This is a genomic window from Pseudomonas sp. Z4-20, assembly GCF_051131955.1.
In the GTDB taxonomy this organism is placed as follows: domain Bacteria; phylum Pseudomonadota; class Gammaproteobacteria; order Pseudomonadales; family Pseudomonadaceae; genus Aquipseudomonas; species Aquipseudomonas marvdashtae.
The window spans coordinates 5,431,940-5,446,247 of record NZ_CP071641.1; the positions used below are offsets into that span (position 1 = coordinate 5,431,940).

At 61.0% G+C, this 14,308-nt stretch carries 14 protein-coding genes; 11 read left to right on the forward strand and 3 right to left on the reverse strand.

The annotated features are described in order from the left end of the window. The first annotated feature begins 64 nt into the window (after nt 1–64). The 4 genes from J3P82_RS24740 to J3P82_RS24755 all read left to right on the forward strand — a co-directional run bounded on the left by J3P82_RS24740 (nt 65) and on the right by J3P82_RS24755 (nt 4,283). Nucleotides 65–1,459: an FAD-binding oxidoreductase gene (locus J3P82_RS24740; protein ID WP_434559344.1), complete on the forward strand. Its 1,395-nt coding sequence runs from the start codon at nt 65–67 to the stop codon at nt 1,457–1,459. 43 nt (nt 1,460–1,502) lie between these two features. Beyond that, nucleotides 1,503–2,168: a fumarylacetoacetate hydrolase family protein gene (locus J3P82_RS24745; protein WP_305497557.1), complete on the forward strand. Its 666-nt coding sequence runs from the start codon at nt 1,503–1,505 to the stop codon at nt 2,166–2,168. 150 nt (nt 2,169–2,318) lie between these two features. Beyond that, on the forward strand, nt 2,319–3,251 hold the full coding sequence (locus tag J3P82_RS24750; protein WP_434559346.1) for an SdiA-regulated domain-containing protein: 933 nt from the start codon (nt 2,319–2,321) through the stop codon (nt 3,249–3,251). Between the two features lie 117 nt (nt 3,252–3,368). Continuing rightward, a complete protein-coding gene (locus tag J3P82_RS24755) occupies nt 3,369–4,283 on the forward strand; it encodes an SdiA-regulated domain-containing protein (RefSeq protein ID WP_434559348.1) in 915 nt (304 codons plus the stop codon). Nucleotides 4,284–4,330: 47 nt separating this feature from the next. Here J3P82_RS24755 and rpiA read toward each other — a convergent pair whose 3' ends face one another. Further along, nucleotides 4,331–5,002 (reverse strand): ribose-5-phosphate isomerase RpiA, encoded by a 672-nt coding sequence (gene rpiA, locus J3P82_RS24760; protein ID WP_434559350.1) that lies wholly within the window; start codon nt 5,000–5,002, stop codon nt 4,331–4,333. Nucleotides 5,003–5,161: 159 nt separating this feature from the next. On the opposite strand from rpiA, the gene ilvA reads away from it, so the two are divergent. Genes ilvA through J3P82_RS24780 form a run of 4 tightly spaced genes read left to right on the forward strand, consistent with a single transcriptional unit; the run spans nt 5,162 to nt 8,864 of the window. Next, nucleotides 5,162–6,676, forward strand: a complete 1,515-nt coding sequence (gene ilvA, locus J3P82_RS24765; RefSeq protein WP_434559352.1) for a threonine ammonia-lyase, biosynthetic — start codon at nt 5,162–5,164, stop codon at nt 6,674–6,676. 38 nt (nt 6,677–6,714) lie between these two features. After that, nucleotides 6,715–7,128 carry a DUF2269 family protein gene (locus tag J3P82_RS24770; RefSeq protein ID WP_434559354.1) on the forward strand — a complete coding sequence of 138 codons (414 nt, stop codon included), beginning with the start codon at nt 6,715–6,717 and terminating at the stop codon, nt 7,126–7,128. Nucleotides 7,129–7,143: 15 nt separating this feature from the next. Continuing rightward, on the forward strand, nt 7,144–8,400 hold the full coding sequence (locus J3P82_RS24775) for an SDR family oxidoreductase (RefSeq protein WP_434559356.1): 1,257 nt from the start codon (nt 7,144–7,146) through the stop codon (nt 8,398–8,400). After that, on the forward strand, nt 8,397–8,864 hold the full coding sequence (locus J3P82_RS24780; RefSeq protein WP_434559358.1) for a DUF2269 family protein: 468 nt from the start codon (nt 8,397–8,399) through the stop codon (nt 8,862–8,864). The genes J3P82_RS24775 and J3P82_RS24780 overlap by 4 nt, the downstream gene beginning before the upstream one ends. 6 nt (nt 8,865–8,870) lie before the next feature. Here the strand turns inward: J3P82_RS24780 and J3P82_RS24785 are convergent, their stop codons facing one another. Further along, nucleotides 8,871–9,527, reverse strand: coding sequence for an HAD family hydrolase (locus J3P82_RS24785; protein ID WP_434559360.1), 657 nt, complete (start codon nt 9,525–9,527; stop codon nt 8,871–8,873). A 143-nt stretch (nt 9,528–9,670) separates the two neighbouring features. Between J3P82_RS24785 and J3P82_RS24790 the strand changes: the two genes are divergently transcribed. Further along, nucleotides 9,671–10,150 (forward strand): RNA pyrophosphohydrolase, encoded by a 480-nt coding sequence (locus J3P82_RS24790; RefSeq protein ID WP_003186867.1) that lies wholly within the window; start codon nt 9,671–9,673, stop codon nt 10,148–10,150. A gap of 22 nt (nt 10,151–10,172) precedes the next feature. Then, nucleotides 10,173–12,452 carry a phosphoenolpyruvate--protein phosphotransferase gene (gene ptsP / locus J3P82_RS24795; RefSeq protein ID WP_434559362.1) on the forward strand — a complete coding sequence of 760 codons (2,280 nt, stop codon included), beginning with the start codon at nt 10,173–10,175 and terminating at the stop codon, nt 12,450–12,452. Between the two features lie 12 nt (nt 12,453–12,464). Here ptsP and J3P82_RS24800 read toward each other — a convergent pair whose 3' ends face one another. Beyond that, entirely contained in the window at nt 12,465–13,211 is a 747-nt protein-coding gene (locus J3P82_RS24800; RefSeq protein ID WP_434559364.1) for an NRDE family protein, read from the reverse strand. A gap of 283 nt (nt 13,212–13,494) precedes the next feature. Between J3P82_RS24800 and J3P82_RS24805 the strand changes: the two genes are divergently transcribed. Then, nucleotides 13,495–14,277: a sulfite exporter TauE/SafE family protein gene (locus J3P82_RS24805; RefSeq protein WP_434559366.1), complete on the forward strand. Its 783-nt coding sequence runs from the start codon at nt 13,495–13,497 to the stop codon at nt 14,275–14,277. Nucleotides 14,278–14,308: the final 31 nt, after the last annotated feature.

The window sequence follows — 14,308 nt, forward strand, 5'->3', positions numbered from 1 at the left end:
AACACCCATTCCTGCGACGTGAAGCGTTCTCAGGATGACCATGAATTGTTCGAGAGTTCTGTCGATGACCAATCCTGCCGTGATAGATGAGCTGAAGACCCTGGTTGAGCCAGGCAAGGTCCTGACCGATGCCGACTCCCTGAATGCTTACGGCAAGGATTGGACCAAGCATTACGCGCCCGCACCAACAGCGATCGTCTTTCCCAAGACCACCGAGCAAGTCCAGGCCATCGTGCGCTGGGCCAACGCGCACAAAATCGCCCTGGTTCCCTCGGGCGGGCGTACAGGGCTTTCCGCCGCAGCCGTGGCGGCGAACGGTGAAGTCGTGGTGTCATTCGACTACATGAACCAGATTCTCGACGTCAACCTGACCGACCGCACCGCCGTCTGCCAGCCGGGCGTGGTAACCGAACAATTGCAGAACAAGGCCGAGGAACACGGCCTGTACTACCCGGTGGACTTCGCCTCGGCGGGTTCAAGCCAGATTGGCGGCAATATCGGTACCAATGCCGGCGGGATCAAGGTCATTCGCTACGGCATGACGCGCAATTGGGTGGCGGGCATGAAGGTCGTCACCGGCAAGGGCGACGTGCTGGAGCTGAACAAGGACCTGATCAAGAACGCGACCGGCTACGACTTGCGGCAGTTGTTCATTGGCGCCGAGGGCACGCTGGGCTTCGTGGTCGAAGCCACCATGCGCCTGGACCGGGCGCCGAAAAACCTCACTGCCATGGTGCTCGGCACGCCGGACTTCGACTCGATCATGCCCGTGCTGCATGCCTTCCAGGGCAAGCTCGACCTGACCGCATTCGAATTTTTCTCCGACAAGGCCCTGGCCAAGGTCCTCGGTCGCGGCGACGTGCCCGCGCCGTTCGAAACCGATTGCCCGTTCTACGCGCTGCTGGAATTCGAGGCCACCACCGAAGAGGTCGCCAACCATGCGCTGGAAACCTTCGAGCACTGCGTCGAACAAGGGTGGGTGCTGGACGGCGTGATGAGCCAGAGCGAAACCCAACTGCAGAACCTGTGGAAACTGCGCGAGTACATCTCCGAAACCATTTCCCACTGGACGCCTTACAAGAACGACATCTCGGTAACCGTCTCGAAGGTTCCGGCATTCTTGCCGGAAATCGATGCAATCGTCGGCGAACACTACCCGGATTTCGAAATCGTCTGGTTTGGCCACATCGGCGACGGCAACTTGCACTTGAACATCCTCAAGCCGGAAAACCTGAGCAAGGATGAGTTCTTCGCCAAGTGCGCAACCGTGAACAAATGGGTCTTCGAAACCGTGGAGAAGTACAACGGCTCGATTTCCGCCGAGCATGGCGTGGGCATGACCAAGCGTGACTACCTGACCTACAGTCGCTCGCCGGTGGAGATCGAATATATGAAAGCGGTAAAGGCAGTCTTCGACCCCAACGGAATCATGAACCCGGGCAAGATCTTCGCGGTTTGACCCTTATAAACACCTGATGAAAATCCAAAGGCAGGAGTCGGTTATGAGCTATCAGCACCAGTATGTCGACGGTACGCGTATTCATTTCCCGATCGGGAAAGTGGTGTGCATTGGCCGCAACTATGCCGAGCATGCAAAGGAACTGGATAACCCGGTACCCACCGAGCCGTTGCTGTTCATCAAGCCAGGCAGTTGCGTGGTGCCGCTGGAAGGCGGTTTCAGCATTCCCACCGATCGCGGTTCGGTGCACTACGAGGCGGAAATCGCCGTGCTGATCGGCAAGCCACTGTCCACCCGGCCCAGCGCCGAAGAAGTGCTGGACGCAATCTCCGGCTTCGCTCCGGCCCTGGACCTGACCCTGCGGGACAAGCAAGCCGAGCTCAAGGGCAAAGGCCTGCCGTGGGAAGTTGCCAAATCTTTCGACGGCGCGGCAGTGATCGCCCCGTTCGTATCGAAGGACACCTTCGCCGACCTGACCGACATTCCCGTTCGCTTGGTCATCAATGGCGAAGTGCGCCAGGACGGCAACAGCAGCCTGATGCTCAACCCTATCGTGCCGATGATCCAGTACATGGCCGGCTGCTTCTCGCTGCAGGCCGGCGACGTTATCCTCACCGGTACTCCGGCGGGCGTCGGACCACTGAACGTGGGCGATGAGCTGGTGCTGGAGCTGCCAGGCGCGAGCCGCTTCGAGAGCAGCGTTCGCTAACGGCAACACCTTGTATCTGGCGGGAGCGAGCCTCCCGCAGATAGCAAAGCCACCGCGTTAACCATTTTTTCACATGCCATCCGGATAATTCTCGGGATTGCGGCATCTGAGCCTGCCAATCCCTCGCCGAATTTCTGGAATGCATTCCTGATGGCTGACACCCAAGCCCTGCCCGCCCCCTCGATCACTCGTCCCGCGCGCCTCAAATTGCCTCGGTATGCCTGGCTGTTGCTGGCGACAATTGCCCCTTACACCTTGGCATTCGCAATGCACTGGGATGACCGAGGCTTGCTTTGGGTATCGGAACGCTTCAAGAGCCAAGACCTGCGCCAGGACAGTATTTGGCTCCCTGAGTATCGCGCTGTCATCGATGCCAAGGCGCTTCTTGGGATGGAGGAAGATGAAGCATCCGACCTGACCTATAACCCACAAACCAAGACCTTGTTTACGGTCATGGGCAAACATCCGTCTCTGGTGGAGCTGACCCTGCAAGGAGACGTGCTGCGAAAAATCCCCTTGGTGGGCTGGGCCAACCCAGAAGGGGTGAGCTACATGGAGAATGGACTGCTCGCCATCATCGACGAGCGAAAGCACAGCCTGTCGATCGTTCAGGTGGATGCCAATACCCGCGAATTGAACTTCAACGCCCTCCCTAATTACGATCTGGGTTCGTCAAAAAATCAGAACAAAGGATTTGAAGGCATCGCGTGGGATCCCCGCAATCGACAATTGGTGCTGGGCGAAGAACGTCCGCCTGCTTTATTCACTTGGAAAAGCGACGGCAGCCCATTGCTCAAGGGCGACAAACAGATCCATGCCAGCAATGAACTGGACCTGCGCAATCTCTCCGCCCTGGCGGTCGATCCTCGCACGGGCCATACCGCATTGCTGTCAGCCGACTCTCATTTGTTGCTGGAACTCGATCAACAGGGCGAACAGATCAGCTTCATGACGCTGCTCGGTGGCTTCAACGGGCTGAAGGACACCATCCCCCGTGCAGAAGGCGTCGCCCTTGATGAGGACGGCAATCTTTATATGGTGAGCGAACCGAACCTGTTCTATCGGTTTGAGAAATCACGCTGATAGCAAACGCTGTAAGGTAATTCATCCATCGCTGTAGGATGTGGCAGTCGGCCATTAAGCTTCAGTTCAGGCAGTCGTGGTATTTCCAACCACCTGTTCTTATCGAGCTCATCTCACATGCGTCGACTCGCCCGTCCCAAGTTCCTGATCCTGTTGCTGCTGATCGTGTTGATTACGCTGATCGCAGCGGGCCAGTACCTGCGTCTGTTCGAGCGCGCCTGGTTCAACCTGAATACCCTCTGGCACCCCGTGAGTGAACAGGTCATCTCACTGGATCAATATCAGGTCACGCTTGAAGGCCAGGTAATCGAAGGCTTGGACGCAGACGTTTCGGCGTTGACGTTTGATCCGAGCCGCAAAAGCCTGTTCACCGTCACCAACAAGAATGCCGAGCTGATCGAGTTGTCACTGGATGGCAAGATATTGCGGCGCCTCGCCCTGATCGGGTTCGGCGATCCGGAAGCAGTGGAGTTCATCAGCGAGAACATTTACGTCATCACCGACGAGCGCCAACAGCGACTGATCAAGATTCACCTGGAGGAAGACACCCGGTTCCTCGACGCAGCCGATGCCGAGCAAATGACGCTTGGCGTGCACATGAGCGGCAACAAAGGCTTCGAAGGCCTGGCTTACGACTCGGTGGGCAAACGGCTATTCGTGGCCAAGGAGCGCGATCCGATGCTGATTTATGAAGTGCACGGCTTTCCCTACCACAATCCAGAGAAGTCCTACGCAGTCCACGTCATCAACAATCCCAAGCGCGATGCCGGATTATTTGTGCGCGACCTCTCCAGCCTGCAATACGACGAGCGCAGCGGCCATTTGCTGGCACTGTCCGATGAGTCGCGGTTGATTATCGAATTGGATATCGATGGCCGGCCGTTGAGCACGCTGTCGTTGAGCAAGGGGCGCCACGGCCTGCAGGACACCATCCCCCAGGCCGAGGGCCTGGCGATGGACGACGACGGCAATTTGTACGTGGTGAGTGAGCCGAACCTGTTCTATGTGTTCAAGAAACCGCAGCTCGACTAATAGGAAAAAAATCCTCTCACCACAACTGTGCCTGTCACTACTTCGGATCAGGCCTTGAGGGTCTTCACCCCTTCACTGGTCCCCAGCAACAGCACATCCGCCGGGCGCGCAGCGAACAAACCATTGGTGACCACGCCGACGATGGCGTTGATCTGGCGCTCCAGCTCTTCTGGATCGGTGATTTGCAAGTTGTGCACATCCAGGATGATGTTGCCGTTATCGGTCAACACGCCTTCGCGATACACCGGATCTCCGCCCAGTTTCACCAGCTGACGGGCAACGTGGCTGCGGGCCATGGGGATGACTTCCACCGGCAGCGGAAACGCTCCGAGCACCGGCACCAGTTTGCTGGCGTCGGCGATGCAGATGAACGTCTTGGCCACCGCCGCAACGATTTTCTCGCGGGTCAGGGCTGCGCCGCCGCCCTTGATCAGGTTCAGATGCTCGTCGCTTTCGTCAGCGCCATCGATGTAGAACTCCAGGTCGCTCACGGTGTTGAGCTCGTACACCGGGACCCCATGGCCTTTCAGGCGTGCGGCGGTGGCTTCGGAGCTGGCGACCGCGCCGTCGAACGCACCTTTGTGCTGCGCCAGCGCGTCGATGAAGCAGTTGGCCGTGGAGCCGGTGCCGACCCCGACGATGCTCTTGTCATCCAGCTTTGGGAGGATGAAGTCGACGGCGGCCTGGGCCACGGCCTGTTTGAGTTGATCCTGGGTCATGCGGGCTCCGAGGGTGCCGAGAGGGAACGAAAGGCCGGCATTATAGGCACCGAAGCGGCCTCGGTCATTGCCTTCAAACCTTTTAATTCGTGTGGTCGCCTGGCCAAAAGCCGGGTTAGACTCCTTGGCCCTGCCCAACCCGCCCAGTGATGCTTTCCGATGCTTGAACAGTACGTCAAAAAGATCCTCACCTCGCGCGTTTATGACGTTGCCGTAGAAACCCCGCTGCAGACCGCCCGCCAGCTCTCCGAGCGGCTGGGCAACGATATCTGGCTCAAGCGGGAAGACTTGCAGCCGGTGTTCTCGTTCAAGATTCGCGGGGCCTACAACAAGCTGACCCAGCTCAGCGATGAAGAACGCGCACGGGGCGTGGTCACCGCGTCGGCGGGCAACCATGCCCAAGGCCTGGCACTGGCGGCGAAGGTCTTGGGGGTCAAGGCCACCATTGTCATGCCTAAGACCACCCCGGAAATCAAGGTCGAGGGCGTGCGTTCCCGTGGCGGCAAAGTGGTGTTGCATGGCGACTCGTTCCCCGAGGCCCTGGCGTACTCGTTGAAACTGGTCGACGAAAAAGGCTACGTCTACATCCATCCCTATGACGACCCTCACACCATTGCCGGGCAGGGCACGGTGGCGATGGAAATCCTGCGCCAACACCCAGGGCGCCTGGACGCGATATTCGTCCCGGTGGGCGGTGGCGGGTTGATTGCCGGGATTGCGGCCTACGTGAAATACCTGCGCCCCGAGATCAAGATCATTGGCGTCGAGCCGGATGACTCCAATTGCCTGCAAGCGGCCATGGCCGCGGGCGAGCGCGTGGTGCTGCCGACGGTGGGCCTGTTCGCCGATGGCGTTGCCGTGGCGCAGATCGGCCAACACACCTTTGATATCTGCAAGCACTACGTGGACGAAGTGATCACCGTCAGCACCGACGAGATCTGTGCGGCCATCAAGGATATCTACGACGATACCCGCTCGATCACCGAACCCGCCGGCGCCTTGGGCGTGGCCGGGATCAAAAAATATGTCGAGTCGCGGGGCGTCAGCGGCCAGACCCTGGTGGCCATCGATTCGGGCGCCAACGTCAACTTCGACCGCCTGCGTCACGTCGCCGAGCGCGCCGAGCTGGGTGAAGGCCGCGAAGCGATCATCGCCGTGACCATCCCCGAGAAGCCGGGCAGCTTCAAGGCGTTCTGCGAAGCCATCGGCAAGCGCCAGATCACCGAATTCAACTACCGCTACAACACCGGCAGCGAAGCGCACATTTTCGTTGGCGTGCAGACGCACCCGGAAAACGACCCGCGCAGCGCGCTGATCGCCAGCCTGACCGAGCAAGGCTTTCCGGTGCTGGACCTGACCGACAACGAACTGGCCAAGCTGCACACCCGCCATATGGTCGGCGGCCATGCGGCCCATGTCATCGACGAGGTGGTGCTGCGCTTCGAATTCCCGGAACGCCCGGGAGCGCTGTTCAACTTCCTCAATAAACTGGGCGGGCGCTGGAACATCTCCATGTTCCACTACCGCAACCATGGCGCGGCGGATGGCCGTGTAGTCGCCGGACTGCAAGTGCCACATGATGAACGCCACCTGGTGCCGGCAGCCCTGGAGGAAATTGGCTACCCGTATTGGGACGAAAGCGATAACCCCGCGTATCAGCTGTTTCTTGGCTGAAGGGCTACGCTCAAGGACATCGGTCTAAGGAAACATCCATGGAAACTCTGCTGACCTTGAAAATCCTGCACGTCGCGGCCACCGTCGTGCTGCTGGCCTGCGGTGTGAGCCTGGCCGTCGTGGCCTGGCGCAAACGCAGCGAGGGCCCCGCCTATACGCTGCGGCGGCCCTGGCTATTCGCCTGGGGCGTGATGCTGATCGGCATGCTGAGCATGCCGTTTACCGGATGGTGGCTGGTTCATCTGGTGGGCTGGCCGCTTGGGCAAACCTGGCTGCTGGGTTCCAGCGTGATCTATACCGTGGCGGCGCCCTGCGCCATTTGGCTGCTGGCGCGGCTCAACCGCCTGCGCATGGGTAACGGCGGCGGCAGTAGATTTACCTTGGCGCTGGCAATCGTCGGTGGTGTCGGCTTCCTGTCCATTGCCGCGTTGATGGGCGCCAAGCCGGTTTAACTGACAGGGACTGTCATGAAGATTCTGTTGGTGGGTGGCAGTGGATTTATCGGCGGCCAGCTGCTGCGAGCGCTGCACGGCGCCGGCCACTCGATCATCGCAACCCGTCGTGAACCCGAGGCTTCAAGCTGGCCGGGGGTCGAATGGCGGCAGCTGGATCTCGGCTTGCTGGCAGCCGAGCCGGCCCATTTTGCATTCCCCGACGACATCGACCTGCTGATCAACGCAGCCGGCCTGCTCAGCGTCGACACCCTGGCGTTGAGCCTGGTCCAGGACCGCGGCGCTCGGGCGCTGTTCGATCAGGCCGCACGTCGAGGCGTACGGATTCTGCAGATATCCGCGCTGGGCGCGAGCGCCCAATCCGACGTGCCGTTCCTGGCGAGCAAAGGCCTGGCCGACGAGTATCTGTCCGGGCTGGACGGCCCATCGGTCATCCTGCGGCCTTCGTTGGTAGTAGGACCGGGTGGCACCAGCAGCGACTGGCTGGCGGGCCTTTCGCCGTGGCCGTTGATTCCCTTGCTGGATCTTAAGGCGCGCATCCAACCCGTGCACATCGACGACCTGGCGGGCGCGGTGCTCGCCCTGCTGCGGCAATGGCCGAGCGAATCCGTAGTGTTGCCGCTGGTGGGGCCCGAGCCAATGAGCCTGGCACAACTCATTGATCATCTGCGAGCCGCGCAGGGTTGGGCACCGGCGCGCTACCTCAAGGCGCCTGCGCTGTTGATCCAGGTTGGCAGCCGGTTGGGGGATCGGTTCGGCTGGCGGGCCTTGAACGGGCAAAGTGTGGTTCTGGCGCAACGGGACAATCTGGCCGACCCAGGCGTACTCGCGTCGGTATGCGGCTATCACGCCGCCCCGGTGCAGACTCGCTTGCAGCAATGGCCAACGGTCGCCCAGAGCAGCCTGCGGGCCTTGCGTCCATTGATGCTGGCGGTCCTGGCCTTGATCTGGCTGGGGACCGCCGTGGTGTGCCTCGGCCCGGGTTACGATTGGGGCTTGCGCATCATGGCCGAAGCTGGCGTACACGGCGCCTGGGCGAAGCTTGCGGTGGTCAGCGGCGCGCTGTGTGACGGCGTGCTGGGCGTGGGCATGCTGCTCAAGCGTTGGCGTCGCCAGGCCTTGCTGCTGCAGTTGGGTCTGATGGCGGGCTATACGCTGTGCATCAGTTTCATCCTGCCGCACTATTGGTTCGACCCTTACGCGGCTGTCGCCAAGAATCTGGTATTGATCGTCGCAACTTTATGGCTGCTTTGGACTGAGCCCCGCCGATGAGCATGTATCTGCTGCTGAAAACCCTGCATATCCTCTCCTCCACCGTTCTGTTCGGCCTGGGCGCGGGTTCGGCCTACTATGCGCTCCGGGCCTGGCGCAGCGGCAAGGTCGAAGTCATTGCCGTCACCTTCAAGCATCTGGTCTTCGCCGATTGGGCGTTCACCGCCACCACCGCGGTATTTCAACCGCTGAGCGGGCTGGCCCTGATGCATGTGGCCGGCTGGCCACTGCAACAGAGCTGGTTGATGTGGAGCATCGGCCTTTATTGCTTGGCGGGCGTCTGCTGGCTGCCAGTGGTCTGGTTGCAGATCCGCGTGCACAAGATGGCTGAACAAGCCTTGCGGGACGGCACGCCCATCCCGATCAAGGCCACGACCTACATGCGCTGGTGGTTTGCGCTGGGTTGGCCGGCCTTCTTGGCGTTCATGGCAATTTTCTACTTGATGGTGGCCAAGCCTGCGTGAGAGGGATCAGCCGCGCAGGCTGATCACCGGCCAACCCCGTCGCTCGGCCTCGGACCGAAGATTCGGATCCGGGTCCACAGCCACCGGATGCATCACCGCCTCCAGGAGCGGCAAGTCGTTCATTGAGTCGCTATAGAAGTAGCTGTCGTCGAGCGAATACCCGGTTTCTTCCAACCAACGGTTCAACCGGGTCACCTTGCCCTCGCGAAAGCATGGGATGTCGGTGCTGCGCCCGCTGTAGCGCCCGTCGATCATCTCGCACTCGGTGGCGATCAGCGTTTCGACCCCCAGGCGTTCGGCAATCGGTGCGGTGACGAAGCGGTTGGTGGCGGTGATGATCACCAATTTGTCACCGGCGTCGCGGTGTTTTTTCAACAGTTCGATGGCCTGGGGCAGCACGATCGGCTCGATGCAATCGCGCATGTAGTCCAGATGCCACTGTGCCAGCACTTCCATCTCGGTACGGCCAAGGATTTCCAGGCAGAAATTCAGGTACGCGGCGTTGTCGAGCTTGCCGGCCAGGTAATCCTGGTAGAACTCGTCGTTGCGCGCCTTGTACGTGACGGCATCGAGGAAGCCGCGTTCGCACAGGTAATCGCCCCAGGCGTGATCGCTGTCGCCGCCCAGCAGCGTGTTGTCCAAGTCGAATAAAGCCAGCCGCATTGCAGTTACTCGCTGAAAATTCTGAAGAAAGGCGCTCAGAATACGGACTTTTCACAAGAGTGCACATAAGGTAGGAAGGCTCGTTGCTGCTTTCACAACCTTTGTGGAACAATGCGGCGACATGCGTTTGCGAGGTTGTTGCCGTGATCGATCCCGATGGTTTCCGTCCCAATGTGGGGATCATTCTTACGAATGATGCTGGGCAGGTGCTATGGGCACGCCGTATCAATCAAGACGCCTGGCAGTTTCCCCAGGGTGGGATCAATCCTCAGGAGACGCCGGAAGAGGCTTTATACCGCGAGTTGAATGAAGAAGTGGGGCTTGAGCGAGAGGATGTCGAAATACTCGCCTGCACCCGAGGCTGGTTGCGCTATCGTTTGCCGCAACGCCTGGTCAGGACACACAGCCAACCGCTGTGCATCGGCCAGAAGCAGAAATGGTTTCTCCTGCGCCTGATCTCCAACGAGCAGCGGGTGCGGATGGATTTGACCGGTAAACCGGAGTTCGATGGCTGGCGCTGGGTCAGCTATTGGTATCCGTTGGGCCAGGTGGTGACATTCAAGCGCGAAGTGTATCGACGCGCTCTCAAAGAGCTTGCCCCGCGCCTGCTGACGCGCGACTGACGACGGAGTTCGACCCCGAGCCATGCTCAATACGCTGCGCAAGATCGTCCAGGAAGTTAACTCCGCCAAGGATCTCAAGGCGGCGTTGGGCATTATTGTATTGCGCGTCAAAGAGGCCATGGGCAGCCAAGTCTGCTCGGTCTATCTGCTTGATCCCGAGACCAACCGCTTTGTGCTGATGGCCACCGAAGGCTTGAACAAGCGCTCCATCGGCAAGGTCAGCATGGCCCCCAACGAAGGCCTGGTCGGCCTGGTCGGCACGCGTGAAGAACCCCTGAACCTGGAAAACGCCGCGGATCACCCGCGCTACCGCTACTTCGCCGAAACTGGCGAAGAACGCTACGCATCGTTCCTCGGCGCGCCGATCATCCACCACCGCCGTGTCGTCGGCGTGTTGGTCATCCAGCAGAAGGAACGCCGCCAGTTCGACGAAGGTGAAGAAGCCTTCCTCGTGACCATGAGCGCGCAACTGGCCGGGGTAATCGCCCACGCCGAAGCCACGGGTTCGATCAGCGGCCTGGGTCGCCAGGGCAAGGGCATCCAGGAAGCCAAGTTCGTCGGCGTCCCAGGCTCCCCCGGCGCGGCGGTGGGTACCGCGCTGGTCATGCTGCCGCCCGCCGACCTCGACGTGGTGCCAGACAAGACCATTTCCGACATCCCGGCCGAGCTGGGCTTGTTCAAGACCGCCATCGAAGGCGTGCGCGCCGACATGCGCACCCTGTCGGCCAAGCTGGCGACGCAGCTGCGCCCGGAAGAGCGCGCGCTGTTCGACGTCTACCTGATGATGCTCGACGACGCGTCCCTGGGCAGCGAGGTGACCACGGTCATCAAGACCGGCCAATGGGCCCAGGGCGCGTTGCGCCAAGTGGTGACCGACCACGTCAATCGTTTCGAACTGATGGACGATGCCTACCTGCGCGAGCGCGCTTCCGACGTCAAGGACCTCGGCCGCCGCTTGCTCGCCTATTTGCAGCAGGAACGCCAACAGACGCTGGTCTATCCCGACAACACGATCCTGGTCAGCGAAGAGCTGACCCCGGCCATGCTCGGCGAAGTGCCTGAAGGCAAGCTGGCGGGGTTGGTCTCGGTTTTGGGTTCGGGCAACTCCCACGTGGCGATCCTCGCCCGGGCCATGGGCATTCCCACGGTGATGGGCGTGGTGGACCTGCCGTATTCCAAGGTCGACGGCATCCAGATGATCGTCGATGGCTACCACGGCGAGGTCTACACCAACCCCAGCGACGTGCTGCGCAAGCAGTTTGCCGATGTGGTGGAAGAAGAAAAGCAACTCTCCCTGGGCCTGGATGCGCTGCGGGACCTGCCCTGCATCACACTCGATGGCCACCGCATGCCGCTGTGGGTCAACACCGGCCTGCTGGCCGATGTGGCCCGGGCGCAGAAGCGTGGTGCCGAGGGTGTGGGCCTGTACCGCACCGAAGTACCGTTCATGATCAACCAGCGCTTCCCCAGCGAAAAGGAACAGCTGGCGATCTACCGCGAGCAATTGTCCGCGTTCCATCCGCAGCCAGTGACCATGCGCAGCCTGGACATCGGCGGCGACAAATCCCTGTCCTACTTCCCGATCAAGGAAGACAACCCCTTCCTCGGCTGGCGCGGGATCCGCGTGACGCTCGACCATCCGGAAATCTTCCTGGTCCAGGCGCGCGCCATGCTCAAGGCCAGCGAAGGCCTGAACAACCTGCGCATCCTGTTGCCGATGATCTCTGGCACCCATGAGCTGGAAGAGGCCCTGCACCTGATCCACCGGGCCTGGGGCGAAGTACGCGACGAAGGCACCGACGTACCGATGCCACCCGTCGGCGTGATGATCGAAATTCCGGCAGCGGTGTACCAGACCAAGGAATTGGCGCGGCAGGTGGACTTCCTGTCCGTCGGTTCCAACGACCTGACCCAATATCTGCTGGCCGTGGACCGTAACAACCCACGGGTAGCGGACTTGTATGACTACCTGCACCCGGCCGTGCTGCAGGCTCTACAGAACGTCGTGCGCGACGCCCATGCCGAAGGCAAGCCCGTGAGTATCTGCGGCGAAATGGCCGGCGACCCAGCGGCAGCGGTGCTGCTGATGGCGATGGGCTTCGACAGCCTGTCGATGAACGCCACCAACCTGCCGAAAGTGAAGTGGATGCTGCGCCAGATCAACCTCAGCAAGGCCCAGGAGCTGCTGGCGGAGCTGATGACCATCGATAACCCGCAAGTGATTCATAGCTCCCTGCAGTTGGCGCTGAAGAACCTCGGGTTGGCGCGGATGATCAATCCGGCGTCGAACAAGACCCTCTAGTTCGCAGAGCATTCAGAGGTGCAGTTCCACCTCCCCCAAATGCCCCCCATGCGGCCCGAAACTGCGCTCCACTAAATGCCGCGTCCCATCGGCATGAACAATCAATGCCGTACTCGCTCGCGTCCCGTAGGCCGGGCTGGCAATGAACACACTCGACAGCAGCATCTCCGTCGCAAGCCCCACGCCAGTGTCCGGCAGTTCCGCCATCGGCGCGGGTAGCGGGTCGTTCAACAGCGCCAGCAATGCTTGCGGTTGCGGGTCGTTCAGCGCCTCGCCGAGCGCCGTACGGGCCTTGAGCAGTTTCGGCCATGGCGTGTTCAGTCCGGCGTTGGACAGACCGTAGATCCCCTCCGCCAACCGCTGTGGCCGGGTATCGCGGGCGTTGTAGTGCCACAGCTGCGACCCATCGCCGAGCAGCAGGTTGAAACCACCATATTCGCCGGCACGAGGCACGACTTCGCTCAAATAATCGCCAATCGAAAGACTTCCGGTCAGGAACCGCGCCACCAACTCACCGCGCGACTTGAATGCCGGCAGTTGGCCCGGGTCGCGGATGTTGGTCAGCGCGGCAAAGCGCCCCTGCGCGCCGACACCGAGCCAGGTGCCGCCAGCCTCCAGGTCACGCCCGGCATATACGTGGGGTGCGTCAGACCATTGGGCCAAGGGCTGGGTTGGACGAGCGTAGAACTCGTCGCGGTTGGCCGCCACGATCAGCGGCTGGGAGTGGCCGGGGCGCCAGGCAAATACGATCAGGCACATCAGGTTGTCCTGTTAACAATGCCAATCCGTTAAAAAAATAAAGCCGAACACCGCCTTTGTGGCGAGGGAGCTTGCTCCCGCTGGGCTACGAAGTAGCCCCAAAAACCTTGTTGGGTGGGCTTCGCCCACCAGCGGGAGCAAGCTCCCTCGCCACAAAGGCTATTCGTCGCTTCACCACCACTCTACCCACACATCACCAACGCATCCATCGCCTTCAGTAGAGCTCAAGCCCCTCGATCCGTTACCATGCCGCTCTTATTTTGGTACGGGCGAGGAGACGCTGGTGGAATTTCTGCTCTATCTGCTGCTCGGCGCCTGTGCCGGCGTACTGGCCGGGTTGTTCGGCGTGGGCGGCGGGATGATCATCGTCCCGGTGTTGGTCTTCAGTTTCACCTTGCAGGGTTTCGACCCGCAAGTATTGACGCACCTGGCCGTAGGTACTTCCCTGGCATCGATCATCTTCACGTCGGTAAACGCCGTGCGCGAGCATCACCGCAAAGGGGCGGTGCGCTGGCAGATTTTCACCTGGATGACCGTTGGCATCCTGGTCGGCGCCGGTTTCGGCGCGATCACCGCCGAAGCGATTTCCGGTCCGCACCTGCAAAAGATCATCGGGGTGTTCGCCATGCTCGTCGCCGCGCAACTGGCCTTGGATTTCAAGCCCAAGGCCAGCCGCACGGTACCGGGCAAGGTCGGGTTGTCCCTGGCCGGCACGGTGGTCGGCTGGGCCTCGGCGATTTTCGGCATCGGTGGCGGCTCGCTGACGGTACCGTTCCTGACCTGGCGCAGCGTGCCGATGCAACAAGCGGTGGCGACTTCGTCGGCGTGCGGGCTGCCCATCGCCCTGGTCAGTGCGTTAAGTTTCATGATTCTGGGGTGGCAGGATCCGTTGTTGCCGCCCCATAGTCTCGGTTTTGTGTATTTGCCGGCGCTGCTGGGCATCGCCCTGACGAGCATGGTCTTCGCCCGTTTCGGCGCGCGACTGGCCCATCGCCTGTCGCCGCGCTTGCTCAAGCGGCTGTTCGCCGCTTTGCTGTTCGGCGTCGGCTTGAGTTTCCTGCTCTGACGCAATCCTGGCTTAATCCCGAGGTGGCAGC

Excerpts from the sequence above, each read along its gene's own strand:
- J3P82_RS24780 (WP_434559358.1), top strand. The coding sequence starts at position 8,397 with ATGAGCATGTATCTGCTGCTGAAAACCCTGCATATCCTCTCCTCCACC.
- J3P82_RS24755 (WP_434559348.1), top strand. The coding sequence starts at position 3,369 with ATGCGTCGACTCGCCCGTCCCAAGTTCCTGATCCTGTTGCTGCTGATC.
- rpiA (WP_434559350.1), bottom strand. The coding sequence starts at position 5,002 with ATGACCCAGGATCAACTCAAACAGGCCGTGGCCCAGGCCGCCGTCGAC.
- J3P82_RS24745 (WP_305497557.1), top strand. The coding sequence starts at position 1,503 with ATGAGCTATCAGCACCAGTATGTCGACGGTACGCGTATTCATTTCCCG.
- J3P82_RS24775 (WP_434559356.1), top strand. The coding sequence starts at position 7,144 with ATGAAGATTCTGTTGGTGGGTGGCAGTGGATTTATCGGCGGCCAGCTG.
- J3P82_RS24750 (WP_434559346.1), top strand. The coding sequence starts at position 2,319 with ATGGCTGACACCCAAGCCCTGCCCGCCCCCTCGATCACTCGTCCCGCG.
- J3P82_RS24785 (WP_434559360.1), bottom strand. The coding sequence starts at position 9,527 with ATGCGGCTGGCTTTATTCGACTTGGACAACACGCTGCTGGGCGGCGAC.
- J3P82_RS24740 (WP_434559344.1), top strand. The coding sequence starts at position 65 with ATGACCAATCCTGCCGTGATAGATGAGCTGAAGACCCTGGTTGAGCCA.
- ilvA (WP_434559352.1), top strand. The coding sequence starts at position 5,162 with ATGCTTGAACAGTACGTCAAAAAGATCCTCACCTCGCGCGTTTATGAC.
- J3P82_RS24800 (WP_434559364.1), bottom strand. The coding sequence starts at position 13,211 with ATGTGCCTGATCGTATTTGCCTGGCGCCCCGGCCACTCCCAGCCGCTG.
- J3P82_RS24770 (WP_434559354.1), top strand. The coding sequence starts at position 6,715 with ATGGAAACTCTGCTGACCTTGAAAATCCTGCACGTCGCGGCCACCGTC.
- ptsP (WP_434559362.1), top strand. The coding sequence starts at position 10,173 with ATGCTCAATACGCTGCGCAAGATCGTCCAGGAAGTTAACTCCGCCAAG.